The 20,561-nt window shown below is 71.4% G+C and carries 20 protein-coding genes and 1 tRNA gene; 6 read left to right on the top strand and 15 right to left on the bottom strand.

The genetic code is table 11. From position 1 onward, the window contains the following. Window positions 1–375: 375 nt before the first annotated feature. The 9 genes from ACFQUV_RS20675 to ACFQUV_RS20635 form a co-directional block, all read right to left on the bottom strand. Window positions 376–1,140, bottom strand: coding sequence for a CPBP family intramembrane glutamic endopeptidase (locus tag ACFQUV_RS20675; RefSeq protein WP_129611155.1), 765 nt, complete (start codon window positions 1,138–1,140; stop codon window positions 376–378). Window positions 1,141–1,278: 138 nt separating this feature from the next. Beyond that, window positions 1,279–1,806 (bottom strand): imm11 family protein, encoded by a 528-nt coding sequence (locus ACFQUV_RS20670; protein WP_129611154.1) that lies wholly within the window; start codon window positions 1,804–1,806, stop codon window positions 1,279–1,281. 191 nt (window positions 1,807–1,997) lie between these two features. Then, window positions 1,998–2,795, bottom strand: a complete 798-nt coding sequence (locus ACFQUV_RS20665; RefSeq protein ID WP_129611153.1) for an MBL fold metallo-hydrolase — start codon at window positions 2,793–2,795, stop codon at window positions 1,998–2,000. Further along, entirely contained in the window at window positions 2,792–3,583 is a 792-nt protein-coding gene (locus ACFQUV_RS20660) for a TatD family hydrolase (RefSeq protein WP_129611152.1), read from the bottom strand. The genes ACFQUV_RS20665 and ACFQUV_RS20660 overlap by 4 nt, the downstream gene beginning before the upstream one ends. 128 nt (window positions 3,584–3,711) lie before the next feature. Then, window positions 3,712–5,259 (bottom strand): methionine--tRNA ligase, encoded by a 1,548-nt coding sequence (gene metG / locus ACFQUV_RS20655; RefSeq protein ID WP_129611151.1) that lies wholly within the window; start codon window positions 5,257–5,259, stop codon window positions 3,712–3,714. A 163-nt stretch (window positions 5,260–5,422) separates the two neighbouring features. Continuing rightward, entirely contained in the window at window positions 5,423–6,475 is a 1,053-nt protein-coding gene (locus tag ACFQUV_RS20650) for a DNA polymerase III subunit delta' (RefSeq protein ID WP_129611150.1), read from the bottom strand. Then, window positions 6,472–7,179 (bottom strand): dTMP kinase, encoded by a 708-nt coding sequence (gene tmk / locus ACFQUV_RS20645; RefSeq protein ID WP_129611149.1) that lies wholly within the window; start codon window positions 7,177–7,179, stop codon window positions 6,472–6,474. Before tmk ends, ACFQUV_RS20650 begins: the two co-directional genes overlap by 4 nt. A 30-nt stretch (window positions 7,180–7,209) precedes the next feature. Next, on the bottom strand, window positions 7,210–8,478 hold the full coding sequence (locus ACFQUV_RS20640; protein ID WP_129611148.1) for a D-alanyl-D-alanine carboxypeptidase family protein: 1,269 nt from the start codon (window positions 8,476–8,478) through the stop codon (window positions 7,210–7,212). A 259-nt stretch (window positions 8,479–8,737) separates the two neighbouring features. After that, on the bottom strand, window positions 8,738–9,487 hold the full coding sequence (locus tag ACFQUV_RS20635) for a septal ring lytic transglycosylase RlpA family protein (protein ID WP_371851744.1): 750 nt from the start codon (window positions 9,485–9,487) through the stop codon (window positions 8,738–8,740). A 634-nt stretch (window positions 9,488–10,121) separates the two neighbouring features. On the opposite strand from ACFQUV_RS20635, the gene ACFQUV_RS20630 reads away from it, so the two are divergent. From ACFQUV_RS20630 to ACFQUV_RS20605, 6 genes are all read left to right on the top strand, one after another. Further along, window positions 10,122–10,304, top strand: coding sequence for a hypothetical protein (locus ACFQUV_RS20630; protein ID WP_129611147.1), 183 nt, complete (start codon window positions 10,122–10,124; stop codon window positions 10,302–10,304). 401 nt (window positions 10,305–10,705) lie between these two features. Beyond that, window positions 10,706–10,909: a hypothetical protein gene (locus ACFQUV_RS20625; RefSeq protein WP_129611146.1), complete on the top strand. Its 204-nt coding sequence runs from the start codon at window positions 10,706–10,708 to the stop codon at window positions 10,907–10,909. 146 nt (window positions 10,910–11,055) lie between these two features. After that, the gene (locus tag ACFQUV_RS20620; protein ID WP_129611145.1) at window positions 11,056–11,367 is read left to right on the top strand and encodes a hypothetical protein; all 312 of its coding nucleotides are present in this window, start codon (window positions 11,056–11,058) and stop codon (window positions 11,365–11,367) included. A gap of 83 nt (window positions 11,368–11,450) precedes the next feature. Beyond that, window positions 11,451–11,939, top strand: a complete 489-nt coding sequence (locus tag ACFQUV_RS20615) for a GNAT family N-acetyltransferase (protein ID WP_129611144.1) — start codon at window positions 11,451–11,453, stop codon at window positions 11,937–11,939. 53 nt (window positions 11,940–11,992) lie between these two features. Further along, window positions 11,993–12,601, top strand: coding sequence for a nucleoside deaminase (locus ACFQUV_RS20610; protein ID WP_129611143.1), 609 nt, complete (start codon window positions 11,993–11,995; stop codon window positions 12,599–12,601). Window positions 12,602–12,869: 268 nt separating this feature from the next. After that, window positions 12,870–13,085 carry a hypothetical protein gene (locus ACFQUV_RS20605; RefSeq protein WP_129611142.1) on the top strand — a complete coding sequence of 72 codons (216 nt, stop codon included), beginning with the start codon at window positions 12,870–12,872 and terminating at the stop codon, window positions 13,083–13,085. A gap of 84 nt (window positions 13,086–13,169) precedes the next feature. Here the strand turns inward: ACFQUV_RS20605 and ACFQUV_RS20600 are convergent. The 6 genes from ACFQUV_RS20600 to ACFQUV_RS20575 form a co-directional block, all read right to left on the bottom strand. Beyond that, window positions 13,170–13,259 (bottom strand) — tRNA-Ser (locus ACFQUV_RS20600). A 91-nt stretch (window positions 13,260–13,350) separates the two neighbouring features. Next, entirely contained in the window at window positions 13,351–14,229 is an 879-nt protein-coding gene (locus ACFQUV_RS20595) for an SDR family oxidoreductase (RefSeq protein WP_129611141.1), read from the bottom strand. A gap of 66 nt (window positions 14,230–14,295) precedes the next feature. Continuing rightward, window positions 14,296–14,805 (bottom strand): thioesterase family protein, encoded by a 510-nt coding sequence (locus ACFQUV_RS20590; protein WP_111384742.1) that lies wholly within the window; start codon window positions 14,803–14,805, stop codon window positions 14,296–14,298. Window positions 14,806–14,845: 40 nt separating this feature from the next. After that, entirely contained in the window at window positions 14,846–16,630 is a 1,785-nt protein-coding gene (locus ACFQUV_RS20585) for an acyl-CoA dehydrogenase C-terminal domain-containing protein (RefSeq protein WP_111384743.1), read from the bottom strand. 210 nt (window positions 16,631–16,840) lie between these two features. Continuing rightward, window positions 16,841–19,165 (bottom strand): 3-hydroxyacyl-CoA dehydrogenase/enoyl-CoA hydratase family protein, encoded by a 2,325-nt coding sequence (locus ACFQUV_RS20580; protein WP_129611140.1) that lies wholly within the window; start codon window positions 19,163–19,165, stop codon window positions 16,841–16,843. Continuing rightward, the gene (locus ACFQUV_RS20575) at window positions 19,165–20,301 is read right to left on the bottom strand and encodes a thiolase family protein (protein ID WP_129611139.1); all 1,137 of its coding nucleotides are present in this window, start codon (window positions 20,299–20,301) and stop codon (window positions 19,165–19,167) included. Before ACFQUV_RS20575 ends, ACFQUV_RS20580 begins: the two co-directional genes overlap by 1 nt. Window positions 20,302–20,561: the final 260 nt, after the last annotated feature.

The raw sequence follows: 20,561 nt of genomic DNA, 5'->3' as shown, positions 1-20,561 counted from the left end.
TTGTCGGGTGGGCGGGCCGGGTCTCCGGCCGTCGCGGCGCCGCGGTGGTCCGCGTCGCCCGTCGGTCCGTCCACGGGTCCGTTGTGCCCGTGCCGGCTGCTCCCGCGGACCCGCCGGGAACCCGGCCGACGGGGCCGGGCGCGCGGACGCCGCGTCCGCCGGTCGGGGCGCTACCCCAGCACCGACGGCCGGCTTGACCGGCGGGTTCCGATCCCGCCGTGGCGCGGCTCCGGCGGCTCCCGAGGGAGACGCCATCGCCGCACCTCACCGGCTCGCTCCGCCGCCCGACGTCACCGGCCGACGTCCCTCGACGAGCGAGACGAGCCAAGTATAGGACTACTTTCCGAAGCGGGGATAAGTCCGGAAGATGCCCGCTCACGCGAGCGCCGTCACCACTGTCGGGAAGGCCGCCAGCGAGGCGTTGGCCAGCGCATGCGCCACCATCGGGACGAGGGTCGACCCGCTCACCAGCCGGAAGGCGCCGAGTACGCCGCCCATCACCAGATAGTGGGCGACCGTCAGGAGGTCGACGTCGCCGCCGCGCAGCCAGTAGCCCCAGTGGAACGCCGCGAACACCGCGGAGGTCAGCAGCAGCGCTGCGGCGGCGCCATGCCGGTGCGCGATGCCGCGCCACAGGAAGCCGCGGAACACGCTTTCCTCGACGATCGGCGCCAGCAGCACGGTCGACCACCAAGCGAGCACCACGGCGAGCGGCCCGGCACCCGGCGCCGTCCGGCCGCGGTGATCGGCATGAATCGCGACGGTGTCGGCCAGCAGCGTGATGCCGACCAGAGCGCCATACAGCGTCAGCACAAATCCGGCCGCAAGGAGGAGATGGCGCGGCTGTGGGGCTCGCCAGGCCAGATAGTCGCGCAGTCGCACGTCGGTCAGCCGCGCCGCCAGGATGATCACCAGGAGGGTGCTGCCCCACATCGCGACCGCGTCGAGGGCGCGCGGCCATCCGGCGGCGGCGCGGGCCGGCAGGCCGGTCGCCGCGACGGCGTCGCGCAGCGGCGCCTCGGCCGCGAACGCGAGCACCACGAAGGCGAGCGAGACGGTGACGCCCCACGGCCCGCGGAGAACAGTGACAGGCGGGGACGGTGCGGTCGCCGCCACGGGGCGGCGGCGGACGACAGGCATGGGGGTGCTCCGGTCGGGGGCCGATGCCACGACAACCCCGGACCGGCACCACGGTTCGGCGACTTCACCGTGACGTGCCGGGACCCGGCCCGTCGCCCTCGCCTCGCCCAAGGCGACACCCGTCGGGCATGCGGTTGCTCACACCCCCGCAGTCCAAACCGCCCGGAACGAGACCCCGCGAAGCCCGGCCTGGCGTACCCGCTCGACGAACCCGTCGGTCACGTAGACCGAGGAGGCGCGGATTGGCAGCTTGAAGATCTCGGCCGTCCCGATGCGGCGGATGTCGAACCAGTGGCGCTCGATCGCCAGGATGGCGCCGTCGTCGAAGGACACGATGTCGGAGCGGTCACGATCGAGCGCGTCGAGCACCGTCGTGACGTTGAACAGCCGCACATCCTCGCAGCGCACCGGCAGGAGCTGCCCGAATGCCCGCAGCGCCGGCCCGAGAGCCTGCACCGCAGGCTCTCTCAGGAACGGCACATGCTCGCCGAGCCACGGAAAGTCCGAATAGGATCTCTCGTCCCGCACGATGCTCATGACGGGCGGGTCCCAGTCGTCGATCACCGTCCCGTCCATCGCCCAGAACCGCTCGAAGTCGGCTTCGTCGGCCGGCACGATCCATTCCTGGCCGTCGACGACGGCGAACTCGTAGACCGTGAACGTCACCACACCCTCGCCGGTGTTCGATCGGACCGATGGATCGTTCGTCGTCCGCCGACCGGGTTCGCGGTCGCGGCCATGCCTCCATCACTCCCCGCGCCGGCTCGTGGGATGGGTCGAGCCGGAGGCGAGCCCCGTCGGGGCCAGCCACTCCTCTTTCGCTTCGTTCGACCCGACGACAGAGCGTGCGCCCGACCCTACCCCACTCTCACCCGCATGCCGTCATAGGCCGGCTCGACATTGTCGGGCAGCCGGGCCTTCAGGTCCTCGTAGTCGAGGTCGGAATGCAGGTTGGTGAGGATCGCCCGCTTGGGCTTCAGGCGGTCGATCCAGGCCAGCGCCTGATCGACCGAAAAGTGGCTCGGATGCGGCTTGTCGCGCAGCGCATCGACGATCCACAGGTCGAGGCCGTGCAACAGCGCGGCGCTCTCCTCCGGCAGCACCACGAGGTCGCTCGAATAGGCGATGCCGCCGAAGCGGAAGCCGAGCGAGTCGATATCGCCGTGGTTCTGGCGGAACGGCAGCGCCGTGATGGGACCGCCCGCCCCCTGGATGGTTACCGGCTCGCCCGGCGCGATGCGGTGCTCGTTGGCGATCGGTGGATACTGGCTGCCGGGCGGGGTGACGAAGCAGTAGCCGAAGCGCGAGAACATCACCCGCCAGGTCGGCTCGTCGAGATACAGATCCAGGCGCCGCCGGCGGTGCATGAAGAGGCCGCGCAGGTCGTCGATGCCGTGGGTATGGTCGGCGTGCTCGTGGGTGAAGAGGACGCCGTCGAGCCATTCGACATCGGCGTCGAGAAGCTGCTCGCGCAGATCCGGCGAGGTGTCGACCAGCACGCGGGTGCGTCCGCCGTCATCGTCGCGATCGACCAGGATGGAGCAGCGCCGCCGCCGGTTGCGCGGATTGGTCGGATCGCACACGCCCCAGCCCAGCGCCGGGCGCGGCACCCCGCCCGACGAGCCACAGCCCAGGATGGTGACCGTCAGGCTCATGCGGCCGTCCCGGGTCGCGGCGTCTTGGAGAACAGCCGGAAGAAGTTCTCCGTCGTCTCCCGCGCGATGGTGTCGAGCGGCACGCCGCGGATCTCGGCCAGCACCCGAGCGGTCTCGACCACGTAGGCCGGCTCGTTGCGCTTGCCGCGGAATTTTCCGGGGGCGAGATACGGCGCGTCGGTCTCCACCATGATGCGGTCGGCCGGCAGCGCGGCGGCGAGCGCCCGCAGCGCCTCGGTCTTCTTGTAGGTGAGGATGCCGGTGAACGACACGTAGTGACCGAGCGCGACGGCGCGCATCGCCAGCGCGCGGCCGCTCGTGTAGCAGTGCAGCACCGCGGTGAACGGCCCCCTCGCCGCCTCCTCCTCCAGGATCGCCTGCATGTCGGCGTCGGCGTCGCGGCTGTGGATGACCAGCGGCAGGCCGGTGCGGCGCGCCGCCTCGACATGGATGCGGAAGCTCGCCGCCTGGGCGTCGCGCGGGCCGTAGTCGTAGAAGTAGTCGAGCCCGGCCTCGCCGATCGCCACCACCTTGGGGTGCGCGGCGCGTGTCAGGAGGTCGTCGAGCGTCACGTCGCGCTCGTCGCCGGAATGATGCGGATGGGTGCCGACCGAGCAGACGACGTCGTCGTAGCGCTCGGCGATGGCGAGGAGCGCATCGTGCCGGCGCACCCGGGTCGAGATCGACAGCATGCGCCCGACCCCGGCGGCCCGTGCCCGCGCCACCACATCGTCGAGCGTGTCGGCAAAGTCCGGAAAATCGAGATGGCAGTGCGAGTCGACCAGCATGGACCTACTCCGCGGTCATTCCGGGGCGCGCCGCAGGCGCGAGCCCGGACTCCAGCAGGCTCCGGGTTCGTGGTTGGATTCCGGGCTCGCTGCTCCGCAGCGCCCCGGAAAGACCGAGCAATATGGCGTCACTCCGCCGCCGGCTCGATCCAGCGCGGAAACACCGGCGCCGGCGCCGGCAACTGGCTGCCGGGCGCGATCCGCTCGTGGCCGCCGAGCCGGGCGAAGTCGCGCGCCTCCGCCGGCACCGCCAGGATGTCGAGCAGCTTCGCCGAAGCGGTCGGCATCACCGGCTGGGCCAGGATGGCGACCTGGCGGATCACCTCGGCGGTGACGTACAGCACCGTGCCCTGGCGGGCCGGGTCGGTCTTGGCCAGCGCCCACGGCGCCTCGCCGGCGAAGTAGCGGTTGGCCTCCGCCACCACGGCCCACACGGCCTCGAGCACCCGGTGGATCTGCTGGGTCGCCATGGCGTCGCGCGCCTTGCCGACCAGCGCGTCGGCGGCGGCGAGGATCGCCGCGTCGGCCTCGGTGAAGTCGCCCGGCTCCGGCAGCACGCCCTTGAATGCCTTGGCCAGCATCGACAGCGACCGCTGCGCCAGGTTGCCGAGGTCGTTGGCCAGATCCGCGTTGATGCGGGCGACGATCGCCTCGTGCGAGTAGTTGCCGTCCTGCCCGAACGGCACCTCGCGCAGGAAGAAGTAGCGCAGCGGGTCGACCCCGTAGGCGTCGGCGAGCGCGAACGGATCGATGACGTTACCGACCGACTTCGACATCTTCTCGCCGCGGTTGAACAGGAATCCGTGGCTGAACACCCGGCGCGGCACCGCGACGCCGGCCGACATCAGGAAGGCCGGCCAGTAGACGGCGTGGAACCGCACGATGTCCTTGCCGATGACGTGGAGATCCGCCGGCCAGTACTTTTTGAACGACTCGCTCTCGGTGTCCGGGAAGCCGACGCCGGTGATGTAGTTGGTCAGCGCGTCGACCCACACATACATGATGTGCCGCTCGTCGCCCGGCACCGGGATGCCCCAGTCGAAGGTGGTGCGCGAGATCGACAGGTCTTGAAGTCCACCGCGGACAAAACTCGCCACCTCGTTGAGGCGCTCCCGCGGCAGCACGAAGTCCGGCACCCGCTCGTAGAGGTCGAGCAGCTTCTGCTGGTAGGCGGACAGGCGGAAGAACCAGCTCTCCTCCTCGACCCACTCGACCGGCGTGCCGGTGGGGCCGCGGCGCACCTGGTCGTCGCCCAGCGTGGTCTCCTTCTCGGCGTAGAACGCTTCGTCGCGCACCGAGTACCAGCCGGCATATTTGGACAGGTAGATATCGCCGTTGGCGGCCATCCGCTCCCAGATCGCCTTCGAGGAGGCATGATGGCGCTCCTCCGTGGTGCGGATGAAGTCGTCGTTGGAGCAGTTCATCCGCTTCACCATGGCCTGGAACAGAGCCACGTTGCGGTCGGCGAGCGCGCGCGCCGTCAGCCCCTCGCGGGCGGCGGTCTGCACCATCTTCTGGCCGTGCTCGTCGGTGCCGGTCAGGAAGAACACGTCGTAGCCGTCGAGCCGCATGAAGCGGGCGATGGCGTCGGTGGCGATCGCCTCGTAGGCATGGCCGATATGGGGGGCGCCGTTCGGATAGGCGATCGCGGTGGTGATGTAGAAGCGCTTGGCCATGGTTGTCCCGGACCCGCAGAGGCAGCCGTCGGTCCGGGGCGCACGAAGGGTGCTGGCCCGGAATCCAGCCGCGAACTCGGCGGGGTGGCTGGATTCCGGGTCCGGCGCGCGGCGCCGTCCCGGACTGACGAGAAACGCGAATGATGTCGTCGCCCTGGGCGTATCAACCCCGGGCCGCCTCGGCAAGCGAGCCGAACACCGTGAAGACCAGCGCCCGCCGGTCCAGGTTGAGGGTCAGGGCATCGCGGGCGGCGGTGTCGAGGCGCTGCCAGGCGTCGGCGAGCGGCGCCAGCCGGCGCAGATCCTGGGGCGGCCGGTGCAGCTCGCGCCCGAGCCAGTCCCGCACCGTCTCGACGAACGCCTCGACGACGTCGCGGTCGGCCCGCTCCAGGGCGTCGCCGAGGGCGTGCAGGCCGCGCGGGTCGAGATCGGGAAGCTGGTCGAGCAGCGCCGCGACGCGCTCGCGCAGGGCGAGCGCCGGCCCGCCCGACAGCGCGATGGCGCGCGCCACGCAGCCGTCGGCCTCGGCGGCCGCGGAGAGGAGACCGGGGTCGTCGGCCGGGCGGCCGAGCGCCGCCGCGGCGGCCGCCACCACCTCGGCCTCGGCCAGCGGCCGCAGGGTCAGGAGCCGGCAGCGCGACCGGATGGTCGGCAGCAGGCGGCCCGGCGCATGGCTGACCAGGAGCAGCAGGCCGCGTTGCGGCGGCTCCTCCAGAATCTTCAGCAACGCATTGGCGCCTTCGGGATATTTCAGCTCCTCGGCGGTGTCGACCAGGCACACCCGCCAGCCGCCCCCGCCGGCGGTGGCGCCGAAGAAGCCGACCGTCTCGCGCACCTGATCGACGGTGATCACGGTGCGCAGGGTGTCTGACTTCTCGCCCGGCGTCCGCTGCAAGGCCAGCAGCCCGCCTTCGGTGGCGGCGGCGATGCGCCGGGCCACCGGGTGGTCAGGATCGACCGCGAGCGAGGTCGCCGCCTGCACGGCCGGCGCCGCCGGGTCCGGGTGGGCGAGCACGAAGCGGGCGAACCGATAGGCCAGCGTCGCCTTGCCGATGCCGGCCGGGCCGGCGATCAGCCAGGCATGCGGCACCCGGCCGGACTTGTAGGCGTCCAGCAGCATCGCCTCGGCGGCGGTGTGGCCGACCAGGGTCGCGGTCTCGCGCGGATGGCGCACCGCGGCGGGCTGCTCGCGGGCGACGCGGGGCGCCCGGCTCACGGCACGGCCGCCACCGCCCGCGCGGCGGTCCCGGCCGGTGGGCCGTCGGTGGACGGCGGGCCGTCGATCTGGGCGGCGCCGAGCCGGGCGCACACCACCGCCCAGACCGCATCGGCGACCTGATCGGGCGGGCCGGCGGCATCGATCACCACGCAGCGCCCGGGTTCCGCCTCGGCGATCGCCCGGTAGGCGTCGCGCAGCGCCGCGTGGAAGCCGAGCGCCTCGCTCTCGAAGCGGTCGACGGCGCCGCCCTCACGGCGGCCGTCCGCCCGGGCGAGGCCGACCTCGGCCGGCAGGTCGAGCACCAGGGTGAGGTCGGGCCGGGTGTCGCCGACCGCGACCCGCTCCAGCGCCCTAATCAGCGCCGGATCGGCCTTGCCCACGGTGCCCTGATAGACGCGGGTCGAATCGGCGAAGCGGTCGCACACCACCCAGGCGCCGCGATCGAGCGCCGGCCGGATGGTGCGGTCGAGATGGTCGGCCCGGGCGGCCGCGAACAGCATCGCCTCGGCCTCCGGCCCGAGCGGCTTGGCGGCGCCGGCGAGGAGCACATGGCGGACGATCTCGGCGCCCGGCGAGCCGCCCGGCTCGCGGGTCTGCACGACCGCGATGCCGAGAGCCCGCAGCCGCTCGGCCAGGCGGGTCGCCTGGGTCGACTTGCCGGAGCCCTCGCCGCCCTCGAACGTGATGAACTTGCCGCGCATGCCGGTCTCCGCGATCCTCGGCCCACGGCGCTAGATGCGCGCGACCCCGGCCCGCACCAGGCCGATGAACAGCTCCGTCACCACGTCGATGGCGCGCTGCGGGAGGGTGCCGCGCTCGACCGCCTCGGCCGCCTTGAGCGGCACCTCCAGGGTGACGTTCTCGCCGCGGATCACCCGCAGGCGGCCGATCGCCTGGCCCTGCTGAACCGGCGCCGGCACCGGCCCCGTATAGACGATGCGGGCCGAGATGCGGTCCGTGGTGTTCTTCGGCACCAGCACCGAGACGGCGCGGTCCGCCACCAGCGGCACGCTGCCGCGATCGCCGCCATACACCTTGGCGTCGCCGATCGCCTGGCCCTCGGCGAACAGCGGCCGCGCCTCGAACCCCGAGAAGCCCCAGTCGAGCAGCCGCTTGCCCTCGTCGGCCCGCTCCTTGGCGGTCTTCAGGCCGTTGATCGCCACGATCAGCCGCAGGCCGTTCTGGAGCGCCGTGCCGACCAGACCGTAGCCGCCCTCGGCGGTGAAGCCGGTCTTCATGCCGTCGGCGCCGATGTTGAGCGGCAGCAGCGGGTTGCGGTTGAGCTGGCGGATCTTGTTCCAGGTGAATTCGCGCTCCCCGTAGATCGGGAAGAACTGCGGATAGGTCTTGATGATGTGCTGGGCGAGGCGGGCCAGCTCGCGCATCGTCACCGCATTGGCCGGGTCCGAGAGGCCGGTGGCGTTGCCGAAGGTCGAGCGCGTCAGGCCCAGCTCGCGCGCCCGCTTGGTCATCTGGATCGCGAAATTGCGCTCGTTGCCGGCGATGCCCTCGGCGAGCGCGATGGCGGCGTCGTTGCCCGACTGGATGATCAGCCCGCGCAGCAGGTCCTCCACCCGCACCTTGGAGTGGATCGGCGCGAACATGCTGGAGGTGTGGGACGGCGCCCCGCCCCGCCGCCAGGCGTCCTCGCTGACCATGAACTCCTGGTCGAGGGTGAGGCGGCCGGCGACGATCTCGTTGAACACCACCTCGGCGGTCATCAGCTTGGCGAGGCTGGACGGCGCCGTCGGCGTGTCGGCCGCCTTCTCGTACAGCACCGTGCCGGTCTCGGCGTCGATCAGGATCGCGGTGGGGGCGGCCGTCTGGAAGCCGCCCTCCTCCTTCTTCTGGCCGGTGACCGAGTTGTTGGCGGCGAGCGCCCCGGCCGCGAAGGCGAGCAGCAACACCCCGGCCGCGAGGGCAAGGCGCGCCGCGCCGTGTCGGCCCGTCCGATGGCGAGCGAAAAGTCCCGCCGCTTGGCGAAGAAGCCGTCGAATCATGGCCGTGGGTATCCCGCAGAGTTGGCCGGAACAATGGCGCGGTCCGCCCGCCGGGACAATGCCGATCGCAGTCACGCGAAAAACCATCATTCTTCACTGATGGTTGCGCCGAAATCCTGAGAGCCCGCTACAGCTCTCTCGCGGCCCGCCCCCCGGGGCCGATCGGCGATTCGATCGTCGATCGGTCGACGGCGCGACCGCTCTCGGCCGGCAAACCTCGCGGCGCGGCCTTCGTGTCCGATGCAGGATGGCGAGTGGCTCAGCTCCGGCCGGCGGTGCGGGTCGGGGTGCCGTCGCCGTCGAGGCCGAGGCTGAACGGCCGCTCCGGCGGCATCGGCACGCCGGTGCGTGGCGGCGGCGGGCCGCCGGCGACGCCCCGCAGGGCCGGGACGAACGGACGGGTCGCGGCGACCATCACCAGCGAGGGCGGCGGCGCCGGCTCGCCATGGCGGAGCGTCGCCATCAGCACGCCGTCGTCGGAGCCTTCGAGCGGCGCGCGGCCGACATACTCGACCCGCACCCGCGCGGTGCCGTTCGCCTGGAAGCCGAGCATGTCGGCGGCCTTGATCGACACGTCGATCAGCCGGCCCTGATGGAACGGCCCGCGATCGTTCACCCGCAGCACGATCGAGCGGTTGTTGCCGAGATTGGTGACCCGCACGTAGCTCGGCATCGGCAGGGTCGGATGAGCGGCCGACATGCTGTGCATGTCGAACACCTCGCCGTTGGCGGTGCGGCGGCCGTGGAAGTCGGTGCCGTACCACGAGGCAAGGCCCTCGGCTCGATAGTTCACGTCCTCCTCGGGCACGTACATGCGGCCGCCCACCACATAGGGCTTGCCGATGCGGAACGCGCCGCCGCCCTTGGGCACCGGATCGCCGGGCTCGACGACGCGCGGGCTCGCGGCCACGCCGTAGCGCGGATCGATCTGCGGAAACAGCGATCCCGAGCCGGCCCCGCATTGCGCCAGAGTCGTGCATGCGACGGCGGCGGCGCCGATGCGCGCCAAGCGGCCCAGTCGTCCCCCAAACTCCCCCCGGATCATCCGAGAAGACCCCCTCATGACCGTGTCGGCCGAACGCGCGCCCGGCTCCCCCCTGGAGCAGGACGCTCGATCCGGCACGGACGACCGGCGCACAGACCGGCCCTTGCGCACTGTACGCACCCCGGCGGGGGCGCGGAACCGAAACGATTCAGCAAGGTAAATGAGCCGGAAAGAAGACGCCGCCGGCGCGAGCCGGGCGCGGCGGCTCCTCCGCAGCCGATCGGAGCGGCCGCCGGCACCTCGTTCACAATCGGCGCGCCTCCACAGGGGGAAAACCGTAGCCCGAAAACACTAGTTCTCGTGAGGTTGGTTCCTCCGCATTGCCGCGGTCGCCGTCGTAGGGAGGATCGAGAACGGGCCGTGTGGTCAGCAATTCTCTCACATGTGTGAATTAGCTTTCGTGAATGGGACGCCCATAGCCCGTCACGATTCGTTCACAAACGTGATACTTGCATCCCGTGCAGATTACACCCGCAGTTCATTTGCCGCCCTGAGCAACGCAGCGCACGATCCGGCCGTGTCCGTGTTTGTTCGTATCCATCCATCCGGGCGCGGAGTTCTCCACCCTCACTCCCGACCCGCTCAAAGGAGCAGAACCATGGCACGTGCGACCCTGCTGGCACTCACCCTCGCGCTCGCAACCAGCCTCGCCGGCAGCGCTTTCGCGGCCTCCAAGGCGCGCATCGTCGCCGACGGCATGATGGCCGGCGGCGCCGGCTGGAACGTCCAGGCCCACGAAGACCCGTCGGACTACGACGCACCCAAGGGCAGCATTCGCTGACCTCGCACCCCCCGGCCCGGCGCGGTCCGGACCGGGACCCCCGCCCGCGTTTCCTCGTTCTCGAAGGCTTGCCTCGGCACAGACCCCGCCCTCTCAGAGCCCGTTTGGGAACTCGGACGGAGGCTGCGTCGCGGTGCGAACAGCCGGAGGCCAGGAGAGAAGCGACGCCGATATCGGAGATATCGGCGAGTTTCTCGACGCCGCGGCCGGCGCTCGCACCGCAACCTGGAGGCCGGGCCGCTTTCGGCCACCCGGTGCGTCGCCGATCTCGACCGTACTCCCTGGTACGCTCTTCGATCGGCTCCTGCCGGATCGGCCGAAATCGGCTCCGGCGCAGCCCCGTCGGAGTTCCCAAGCGGGCTCTCAGGGCCTCGCCTGCGCCGACATCGGGGAGGCTCCCCATGTCGCAGCTCGTGAGTATCGGACTGGTCCTCGGCGCCCTCGCCATCCCGGCCAGCGCCTTCGCCGCATCGATCCCGACCGGCGAGCAATTTGTGGCCGCCCACACCGATCGGGTGCGGACGGACGATATCGGCAGCACCGTGCTGGTGCCCGCCGACACGGCGCAGCCCTGGCTGCGCTTCGCCGAACCGCGGGTGTTCTGAGCGCTCCGTCGACCCGCGACGGCGGCCGGCCATGCCGGTCGCCGGACTGCCTGCCTGGCGCGATTGTCGCCCCGGATACACGCCGGGGAAGCCCGTGTTAACCTTCGGCCTCTAGGTTCGGGCGATTGTTCGCGGGCACCCGTTTCATGTTGCTCATTCGCCGCGTCTCGGCACGTCCCTCGCGCCGCCTCGTCGTCATCGCCGGGCTGGCGGCGACCACGCTGGCCGGCATCGGCGCCGTCCTGCTGACGGCGCCCGCCGCCACCGTCACCCGTCCGCCCGGCCAAGAAGGCACCATCCGGCTGGCGCCGGACGCCGCCAAGCTGTGCCAGCGCCTCGGCTTCGACAACCGCACCGGCGCCTTCCGGAATCAGGGCCTCGTCCCCTGCGAGGCCGAGGCCGACACGGCGGTCGACCGCATGCAGGCGATCCGGGCGTGGTTCAACCGGAACAAGTGAGACGCGATCCGGAGGATCACGTCGTCGGCCGGTCCTTCTCGTCGCATTGACGCGGCGCCGGTGGCCGCGAGACAAAACCGACGATGTCCGTGATCGCGTGCCGTCTCCCCGCCGCCACCATCGAGCCGCCGGTGAGCTTCCGGCCGATCGATGCCGCCGATCTGCCGGTGCTGCGCGGCTGGTTCAGCGATGCCGAGCTGGCGCGGCGCGTCGCCTATCCGGCGGACGACTGGTACGCCCACGTCACCGGCCGCTACGCCCGCTGCTGGATCGTGCACGACGGCGCCGGCACGCCCCTCGGCTGGGTCCAGGTCGATCGCGCCGATCCCGACATCGGGCATCTCGACATCGCGGTGCGCCCCGGCCTGCGCGGCGTCGGCGTCGGCAGCGAGATTCTGGCCGCCTTCGTGTCGGGCCCCGGCCGCGCCTATGGCCGCCTCGAAGGGCGCATCGCTCCGGACAATCGGGCGAGCCTCGCCTGCGCGCAGCGCTGCGGCTTCGATCCGCTATATCGGCGCGACGACGACGGCTTCGTCCGGGTGGTGCGGAGCATGCGCCCTCGGGGCTGGTGACATCCGCGAGGACTCGCGCCACTCTGCCGGCCCCACAGCCTCCGATCCGAGCCATGACCTCGACCCGAACCGACGCCCCTCGCCTCGCCGCCGCTCTGCTCACCGCGATCGAAGACCACGTGCTGCCGAGAACCCGACAGGGGGTCGCGGCCGGCAACAAGGTGTTCGGTGCCGCCCTGCTGCGCAAGGACGATCTCTCCGTCGTGCTGGCCGAGACCAACAACGAGACCGAGAATCCGCTGTGGCATGGCGAGGTCCACATGCTGAAGCGATGGTACGAGCGGCCCGCCGCCGCGCGGCTCGACCATCGCGACCTGATCTTCCTGTCGACCCACGAGCCCTGTCCGATGTGCCTCTCGGCCATCACCTGGGCGGGCTTCGACAACTTCTATTACTTCTTCAGCTACGAGGACTCCCGCGACGCCTTCGCGATCCCGCACGATCTGCGCATCCTCAAGGAGGTCTTCACGCTGGAGCCCGGCGGCTACAACCGGCGGAACGCCTTCTGGAGCAGCGTCTTCATCCGCGACCTGATCGAGGCCAGCCCGGAGCCGGTCCGTGCCGGCCTGCGCACCCGCGCGGCGGCGATCGCGGCCGAGTACGACCGGCTCTCGGCGCAGTACCAGCAGGGCAAGCACGCCAACGCCATCCCGCTGAAGTGAGATTGCGGGCGGCGGTCTCCGCCGCGACGCGAGGCGCCTCGGGCGCATCGAGCGCGGCGACGATCCCGACGCCTCGTCCGGGAGCTCGGCAACAGCCGCCCGCATCGGTACGACGGGTGATCCGACCGGGGCCGCTCTCGGCGCCCGACGACCAGGCGGAAGGTGGCGTTTTTTCACCGGGAGAACGCCCCGCCTGTTCGGAAACCGTTAACTCTCGCCTCCCACTCTGCGGCCGATACCCCGCCGTGGGGAGCCGACGAGAGCACCGATGGACGCAGACGATTCGAAGTTCAGCAACGCCGAGGTCGAGCTGAGGCAGCTCATCGACGACGTGACGCGCGCCATGACGCGGGCACAGGCGGCGATCGCAAAGGTCACCAACCGACAGGCGGCCGACGCGGCGGCGCCGGCCGCACCCGCGATGCCGGCGCGCGAGATGTCCGCGCCCGAGATGGCGGCGCCCGAGACACCGGCAGCGGCGTAATACCCACGGCAGCACGCCCGGGCTGCATCCTCCATCATGGCCGGCCCGAGGCCGGCATGACGAGTCGGCATCATAGGAGCAACCTGGCGGACGGGGTGGGATTCGAACCCACGAGAGACTCGCGCCTCTGGCGGTTTTCAAGACCGCTGCCTTAAACCACTCGGCCACCCGTCCTGGCGGCGATGCGTCGCGACCCGAGGGGTCGCGACAAGCGACCGCTTAGCAGAACGGCGTGGCGGCCGGAAGGGTGCCGGCCTGCGGCCCCTCAACCAGCCGCCGCATCGGCGGCGGCGGCCTTCTGCACCGCCCGGAGCTGGCCCATGCCGGAGGCGAGCGCCCCGCCCCCGCCGGCCGCGATGCCGCCGTCGACCGGGATTACCGCGCCGGTGACGAACGAGGCCCAGGGCGAGGCGAGGAACAGGCACAGGTCGGCGACATCGGTCTTGGTGCCGAGCCGGCCGAGCGGCACCGTGGCGGCAACCGCCCGCTCCATCTCGGGGGTCGGCGCCAGCCGCGCCATGCCCTCGGTCTCGGCGATCGGGCCGGGCACCACCGAGTTCACCCGGATGCCGTCGCAGCCCCATTCCAGCGCGGCCACGCGGGTCAGCATGTCGACGCCCGCCTTGGCGGCGCAGACATGGCCCTGGAGCACCATGGCGTGCAGAGCCTGCGGGGCCGAGATGTGAAGCACCACGCCGCCGGGCTTGGCGAGATGCGGGTGCGCGGCGCCGAGCACGTTGAAGCTGCCAATCAGGTCGATGCCGACCACGGCGCCGAAGCCGCGCGACGACATGCCGAGCAGCGGGGCCGGGAAGTTGCCGGCGGCGCCCGAGACCAGAACGTCGATCCCCTCCCCGAGAGCGGCGGCGCAATTGTCGATCGCCCGGGCGATCGCCTCGGCGTCGCGCACGTCGGCGGCCGCCCCGGTGGCGGCCCGGCCATGCGCCGATAGACGCTCCACCGCGGCCGTCACCTTGGCGGGCGAGCGGCTGATCACGGCGAGACGGGCGCCCGCCGCCGCGAACGCCTCGGCGATGCCGAGATTGATGCCGCTGGTGCCGCCCACCACCAGCACGCGGCGGTCGATGAAGTCGAACGGCGGCGCCGTCGTCGAAGCAGGCGTGGTCGGAGCAGGCGTGGTCATCGTCGCGTCAAATCCCTTGATGTGTCCCCGGTTCGGAGCCCCGTCGGCTGTGGCGCGAGGGCGCCTTCAGGCCGCTTCCAGCTCGCACCAGGAGGCGATCCAGGCGGGCGTCTCCGGCGCGTCGCCGCGATAGCCGCAGGCCCGCGCCACCTCGTCGGGGGCCACCAGGCCGTCGGCTCCCACGAAGGCGCCGCGCACCACGCCCTGGCAGGCGATGCTGCCGTCCACCTCGACCCGGTGCTCGATGTACAGCCACTTGTCGTCCCAGCACAGCATCCGGCTGCGCAGCTCGAAGCGCTGGAACGGCTTGAGCGGCCTGCGGAAGCGCACCACCGCGCCACCCAGCACCGGCTGCCAGTGGCGGCGCAGCAGCAGCCGCCACAGCCCGGTGCGGATGATCAGGTCGAGCCGCCCGAGATCCATGAAGGCGTGATAGCGCGCATTGGTCATGTGCATGTTGAAGTCGAGATCGGTCGGCATCACGCGGAAGCGCAGCACCGACGTCTCGACCATCGCCATGCGGGACCGCAGGCCGGCGCCGATCACGGTCAGGATCAGGCGGAACCACAGGCTCATGCTCACCCCCTGCGGGCGCCGTGTGCGCCCCGAGGCCGCGTCAGAACGCGGCCTCGTCCAGCGCCATGATCGACTTGCCGCCCGCCATCACGGCCGAGAACAGCGCCCCGGTCTGCGGCAGCACCCGCTCGGCATGGAACCGGGCGGTCGCCACCTTGGCGGCATAGAAGCCGTCGGGATCGTCGTCCTGCTTGGCGAGCGCGATCTCGGCCATGCGGGCCCACAGGTAGGAGAGCGCCGTGAGACCGAACAGGCGCAGATAGTCGGACGCGGCGGCGCCCGCCTCCTCCGGATTGGACAGCCCGGCGCGCGCCACCTCGGCGGTCGCCTGCTGGAGCCGGACGAACGCCTTGGCGAGCGGCTGGACGAACTCGGCCAGCGCCTCGTCCTCCATCTTCTCGTCGATATAGGCGGCGACCGGATGGAAGAAGCGGCGCAGCGGACGGCCGCCGGCGAGCCCGAGCTTGCGGCCGACCAGGTCCAGCGCCTGGATGCCGTTGGTGCCCTCGTAGATCTGGGCGATGCGGCAGTCGCGGACATACTGCTCCATGCCGTGCTCGCGGATGTAGCCGTGCCCGCCCAGCACCTGCATGCCGTGGTTGGTGGCCTCGTAGCCGAGATCGGTGAGCAGCGCCTTCACGATCGGCGTCATCAGGGCGACGAAGTCTTCCGACTCGCGCCGCACCTCCGGATCGGGATGCCGGTTCTGGAGATCGAGATGACGGGCCGTCCACATGGCCAGCGCCCGGCAGCTCTCGACGGTGGAGCGCTGGAGCATCAGCATGCGCCGCACGTCGGGATGCACGATGATCGGATCGGCCGGCCGGTCGGGATACTTGGGGCCGGTGAGCGCGCGGCCCTGGAGCCGCTCGCGCGCATAGGCGACCGCGCCCTGGTACGACGCCTCGGCGAGGCCGAGCCCCTGCACGCCGACCGCCACGCGCTCGGTGTTCATCATCGAGAACATCGCGCGCATGCCCTTGTGGGGCTCGCCGACCAGCCAGCCGGTGGCGTCGTCGAAGTTCAGCACGCAGGTGGCGGACGCCTTGATGCCCATCTTGTGCTCGATGGCGCCGGTGCTGACGCCGTTGCTCGGGCCGGGCGTGCCATCCGCATGGGGCAGATACTTCGGCACCAGGAACAGGCTGATGCCCTTGACGCCCTTGGGGGCGTCGGGCAGCCGCGCCAGCACCAGATGGACGATGTTCTCGGTGAGATCGTGGTCGCCGGCCGAGATGAAGATCTTGGTGCCGGTGAGCTTGTAGGAGCCGTCGCCCTGCGGCACCGCCTTGGTGCGCAGGAGGCCGAGATCGGTGCCGCAATGCGGCTCGGTGAGGCACATGGTGCCGGCCCAGGTGCCATCGACCAGCTTCGGCAGATAGGCGGCCTTGAGGGCCTCGGTGCCGTGATCGTGCAGCGCCACATAGGCGCCGTGGCTGAGCCCCGGATACATGCCGAACGACAGGTTGGCCGAGCAGATCATCTCCTCGACCAGCACGTTGACCATCGCGGGCAGGCCCTGCCCGCCATAGGCCGGATCGCAGGCGATCGAGGTCCAGCCGCCCTCGCGGAACTGCCGGTACGCCTCCGGGAACCCCTTCGGGGTGCGGACGACGCCGTTCTCCAGCGTGCAGCCCTCCTCGTCGCCGGAGCGGTTGAGCGGATGCAGCACCTCCTCGCAGAGACGCGCCGCCTCCTCCAGCACCGGGTCGATCAGCTCGCGGGTGAACTCCTCGTAGCCGGGCAGACGGGCGAGCTCGTCGCCGCTCATCAGCTCGTAGAGAACGAAGCGCATGTCGCGCAGGGGTGCCTTGTAGCCGGCCATGTCTCTCTTCCTGTCCTGTCGTCGTCGTGGAAGGGAGCCGGCGGCGGGGGCATTCCGCCGCACCGGCTCGTCACCGGACGGGACACGGCCGCCGCGGTCGGCCCCCGCCCGGTGCACCGAAGCGCGCCGCCCGTGGCGGCACCTCCTCCGGCATTTGTCGTCTTCCGGGTCCCGCGGCGCGCGGCGGCGGGCCGGTCGTGAGGGCGGCGCTCAGTTGCGCAGCGGCTTGCCGGTCATCAGCATCGACTCGAGCCGCGCCAGCGTACCGGGCTGGCGCACCAGCCGGACGAGCTGCTCGCGCTCGAGCGCCAGCACCGCCTCCTCGTCCAGCGTCTCGGTCACATCGGTGTCGCCGCCCGACAGGATGCGGGCGAGCGCGCCCGACACCACCTCGTCGTAGGGCGTCGCCTTGCCGAGCCGGCGGAAGCCCGCCACCGCCATCGCCATCGCGGTCTCGGCCGACGGGCCGGGCAACACGTAGATCGGCGGCTCCGGCGGCACGTAGCTCTCGGCCATCGCCAGCGCGCGCGCCTTGGCGTCCGCCAGCAGGCGGTTGCGGTTCATGGTGATGCCGTCGTCGGGCCGGAGATACAGAAGCTCCTTGGCCTCCGCCGCCGACTTGGCGACGGTGGCGGTCGACACCGTCTCGAACACCTTGGCGACCGCCGGCATCGGCCCCTTGGGCAGACGACCGAGGGTGCTCCAGCGGTGCAGCATCTCCTTGCAGCCGCCCCATGCCGGGATCAGCCCGACGCCGACCTCGACGAGCCCCATATAGGTCTCGGCATGGGCCTGGATGGCGTCGCAGTGGAGCAGGATCTCGCAGCCGCCGCCGAGCGCCAGGCCGGACGGCGCGCCCACCACCGGGAACGGCGCGTATTTCAGCGCCTGATAGGCTTCCTGCCCCTGGGTGACGCTCGCCTCCACCTCGGTCCACGCCGCGATGTTGCAGGCGAACAGCGCGAGGCCGAGATTGGCGCCGACCGAGAAGTTGTGCCCCTCGTTGTAGATCACCAGCGCCTTGAAGTCCTTCTTGACGCGGCGCACCGTCTTTACCAGCAGGTCGAGCACCTGCTGATCGATGGTGTTCATCTTGCTGGTGAACTCGAAGCAGGCGACGCCGTCGCCGAGATCCCACAACGCCGCCGAGCCGTTCTTGATCACCGGCGTGCCGGCCCGCTTGATGTCCTCCAGCAGCAGCACGCCGTCGGGGCGGACGATGTCGTGGTACTGGCCGTCGCGGCCGAGCGCCTGGCGGCGGCCGTTCTCGACGCGGTAGAAGCTACGGCCGGCGGCGAGGCGCAGCATCTCGGGCACCGCCTGCCCGTCGCGCTCGAGGCGGGCGATCAGCCAGTCGGCGCCGAGCCGGTCGATCAGCTCGAACGGACCCCAGCGCCAGTTGTAGCCGAGCCGCATCGCCTCATCGATCGCCTCGATGCCGTCGGCGGCGTCGCCGACCAGCGCGGCCGCATAGGCGAGCGTCGCGCCCATCACGCGCCACGCATAGGCGCCGAGCGGGCTGTCGTGGTCGAGCAGCTTGCCGAGCGAGCGCCCCGACTCGGCGATCGCCGCCACCTCGGCCTTGCGGGCCGGGCGGAACTCGCCGGTGGCGAGATCGAGCGCCTCCTTGCGCTTGCCGGCCTCGCGGTTGAGCCGGTAGAAGCCGCCCTTGCCCTTGCGGCCCGTGTAGCCGTCGGCGATCAGCTTCTGCACCACCGGCAACGGCCGGTCGAAGGCGTGGAACGGATCGTCCTTGGGCAGCGCCGCCGCCAGGCTCGCATTGACGTGCGGCATCAGGTCCAGGCCGACGAGATCGAGCAGGCCGAACACGCCGGTCTTCGGAATGCCCATCGGCTTGCCGATCACCGCATCGACGTCCTCGATGGCGAGCCCGCGGGCGAACGCCTCCACCACGGCGGCCTGGAGCCAGAACACGCCGAGCCGGTTGGCGATGAAGCCGGGCCGGTCCTTGCAGCGCACCAGGCTCTTGCCGAGCGATACGTCGGCGAAGCGCGACACGGTGTCGACCGCCTCCGGCCGGGTGAGCGGGCCGACGACGATCTCCAGAAGCCTCATGTAGCGCGGCGGGTTGAAGAAGTGGGTGATCAGGAAGTCGCGCGCGAAGCTCTCCGACAGCCCGTCGACGAGGGATGCCAGCGGCAGCGTCGAGGTGTTGGACGACACCACGCTGCCGGGCTTGCGGGCCGCCTCGATGCGCCGGTAGAGCGCCTGCTTGACGTCGAGCCGCTCGGTCACCACCTCGACGATCCAGTCGGCTTCACCGACGGCGGCGTCGAAATGGTCCTCGGTGTTGCCGGGCGTGATCAGCTTGGCGGCCGCCTTGGTCATCAGCGGCGCCGGATCGGCCTTGAGCATCCGCTCGACCGCACCCTCGGCGAGCGCGTTGCGGCTCGGCGCGCCGGCCGGGACGATGTCGAGCAGCGTCACCGGCACGCCCGCGTTGGCGACATGCGCCGCGATGCCGGCGCCCATGACGCCGGCGCCGACGACGACGACCTTGCGGATCTCCGCCATCACACCGCCTCCAGCACGGTGGCGATGCCCTGGCCGCCGCCGATGCACTGGGTGGCGAGCGCATAGCGCCCCTTCTCGCGGGCGAGCAGCGCCGCCGCCTTGCCGACGATGCGGGCGCCGGTGGCGCCGAGCGGATGGCCGAGCGCGATAGCGCCGCCGTCGATATTGACCTGATCGGGCGAGAGCTGGAGGTCGCGCATGCAGGCGATCGCCTGGCTGGCGAACGCCTCGTTGAGCTCGACCACATCGAGCTGGCCGACCGTCAGGCCGGCGCGCGCCAACGCCTTGCGGGTCGCCCCCACCGGGCCGATGCCCATCACCTCCGGGTCGCAGCCGCAGATGGCGACCGCCTTGATGGCGGCCAGCACCGGCAGGTCGTGCGCCTTGGCGTAGTCCTCGGAGCACACCAGCACGGCCGCGGCGCCGTCGGTGAGCGGCGACGAGGTGCCGGCCGTCACCACGCCGTTGGCGTCGAACGCCGGCTTGAGGGCCGCGAGGCTCTCGGCGGTGGTCTCGGGGCGGATGCAGCCGTCGGCCTCGACCTTGCCCTTGCGGCCCTGGATCGGCACCAGCTCGGCGTCGAAGCGGCCGGCCGCGCGGGCCGCCGCGGCGCGCTGATGCGAGCGCACCGCGAACGCCTCCTGCTCGTCGCGCGACACCTGCCAGCGCGCCGCCACCGCCTCGGCGGTCTCGCCCATGCCCATGTAGGCGGACGGCATCTCGGCCGCGAACGTCGGGTTCGGCAGCGGGTTGAAGCCCATCATCGGCACCCGCGTCATGCTCTCGACGCCGGCGCAGACGAACACCTCGCCGGCGCCGAGCGCGATCGAGCCGGCCGCGGTGTGGACCGACGTCATCGACGAGCCGCAGAAGCGGTTGATGGTGGCGGCGCCGGCCGACTGCGGCAGGCCCGCCATGAGGCCGACCAGGCGGGCCAGGTTGAGGCCCTGCTCGCCCTCCGGAAAGGCGCAGCCGACGAGCACGTCCTCGACGTCCTCGGGCTTGACGCCGGTCTGCGCGACCAACGCCTTCACCACCTGCGTGGCGAGGTCGTCGGGTCGCACCGCGGCGAGATCGCCCCGCTTGGCGGGGGTGAACGGCGAACGCACATATCCAGCGACAACAGCCTTCATCATCGGGGCTTTTCCAGAGAGTGAGAGCGAGGGAGAGTGATCGTCGACGAGGAGGGCCACGCACGTCCGACGCACGCGCGAGCCGGCGCCTGAGCGCGGCCGGCGGCCGCGCGTCCCACAGGAGCGCACCCTGCGGAAGCGAGTCCAAACGAGGCAGCCCCCGCAGGGGCACACCCGGGCAGGAGATCGCGCGTCAGGGCAGGCTTCGTCGGAACAGGCTGCGTCCGAACAGGTTTTGTCGGAACAGGCTGCGGAGCAGGTCG

This window comes from Rhodoplanes sp. P11, from assembly GCF_964266735.1.
GTDB lineage: Bacteria > Pseudomonadota > Alphaproteobacteria > Rhizobiales > Xanthobacteraceae > Rhodoplanes > Rhodoplanes serenus.
The sequence above is the reverse complement of the archived record's forward strand: the minus strand, read 5'-3'. Positions and strand labels throughout refer to the sequence as shown.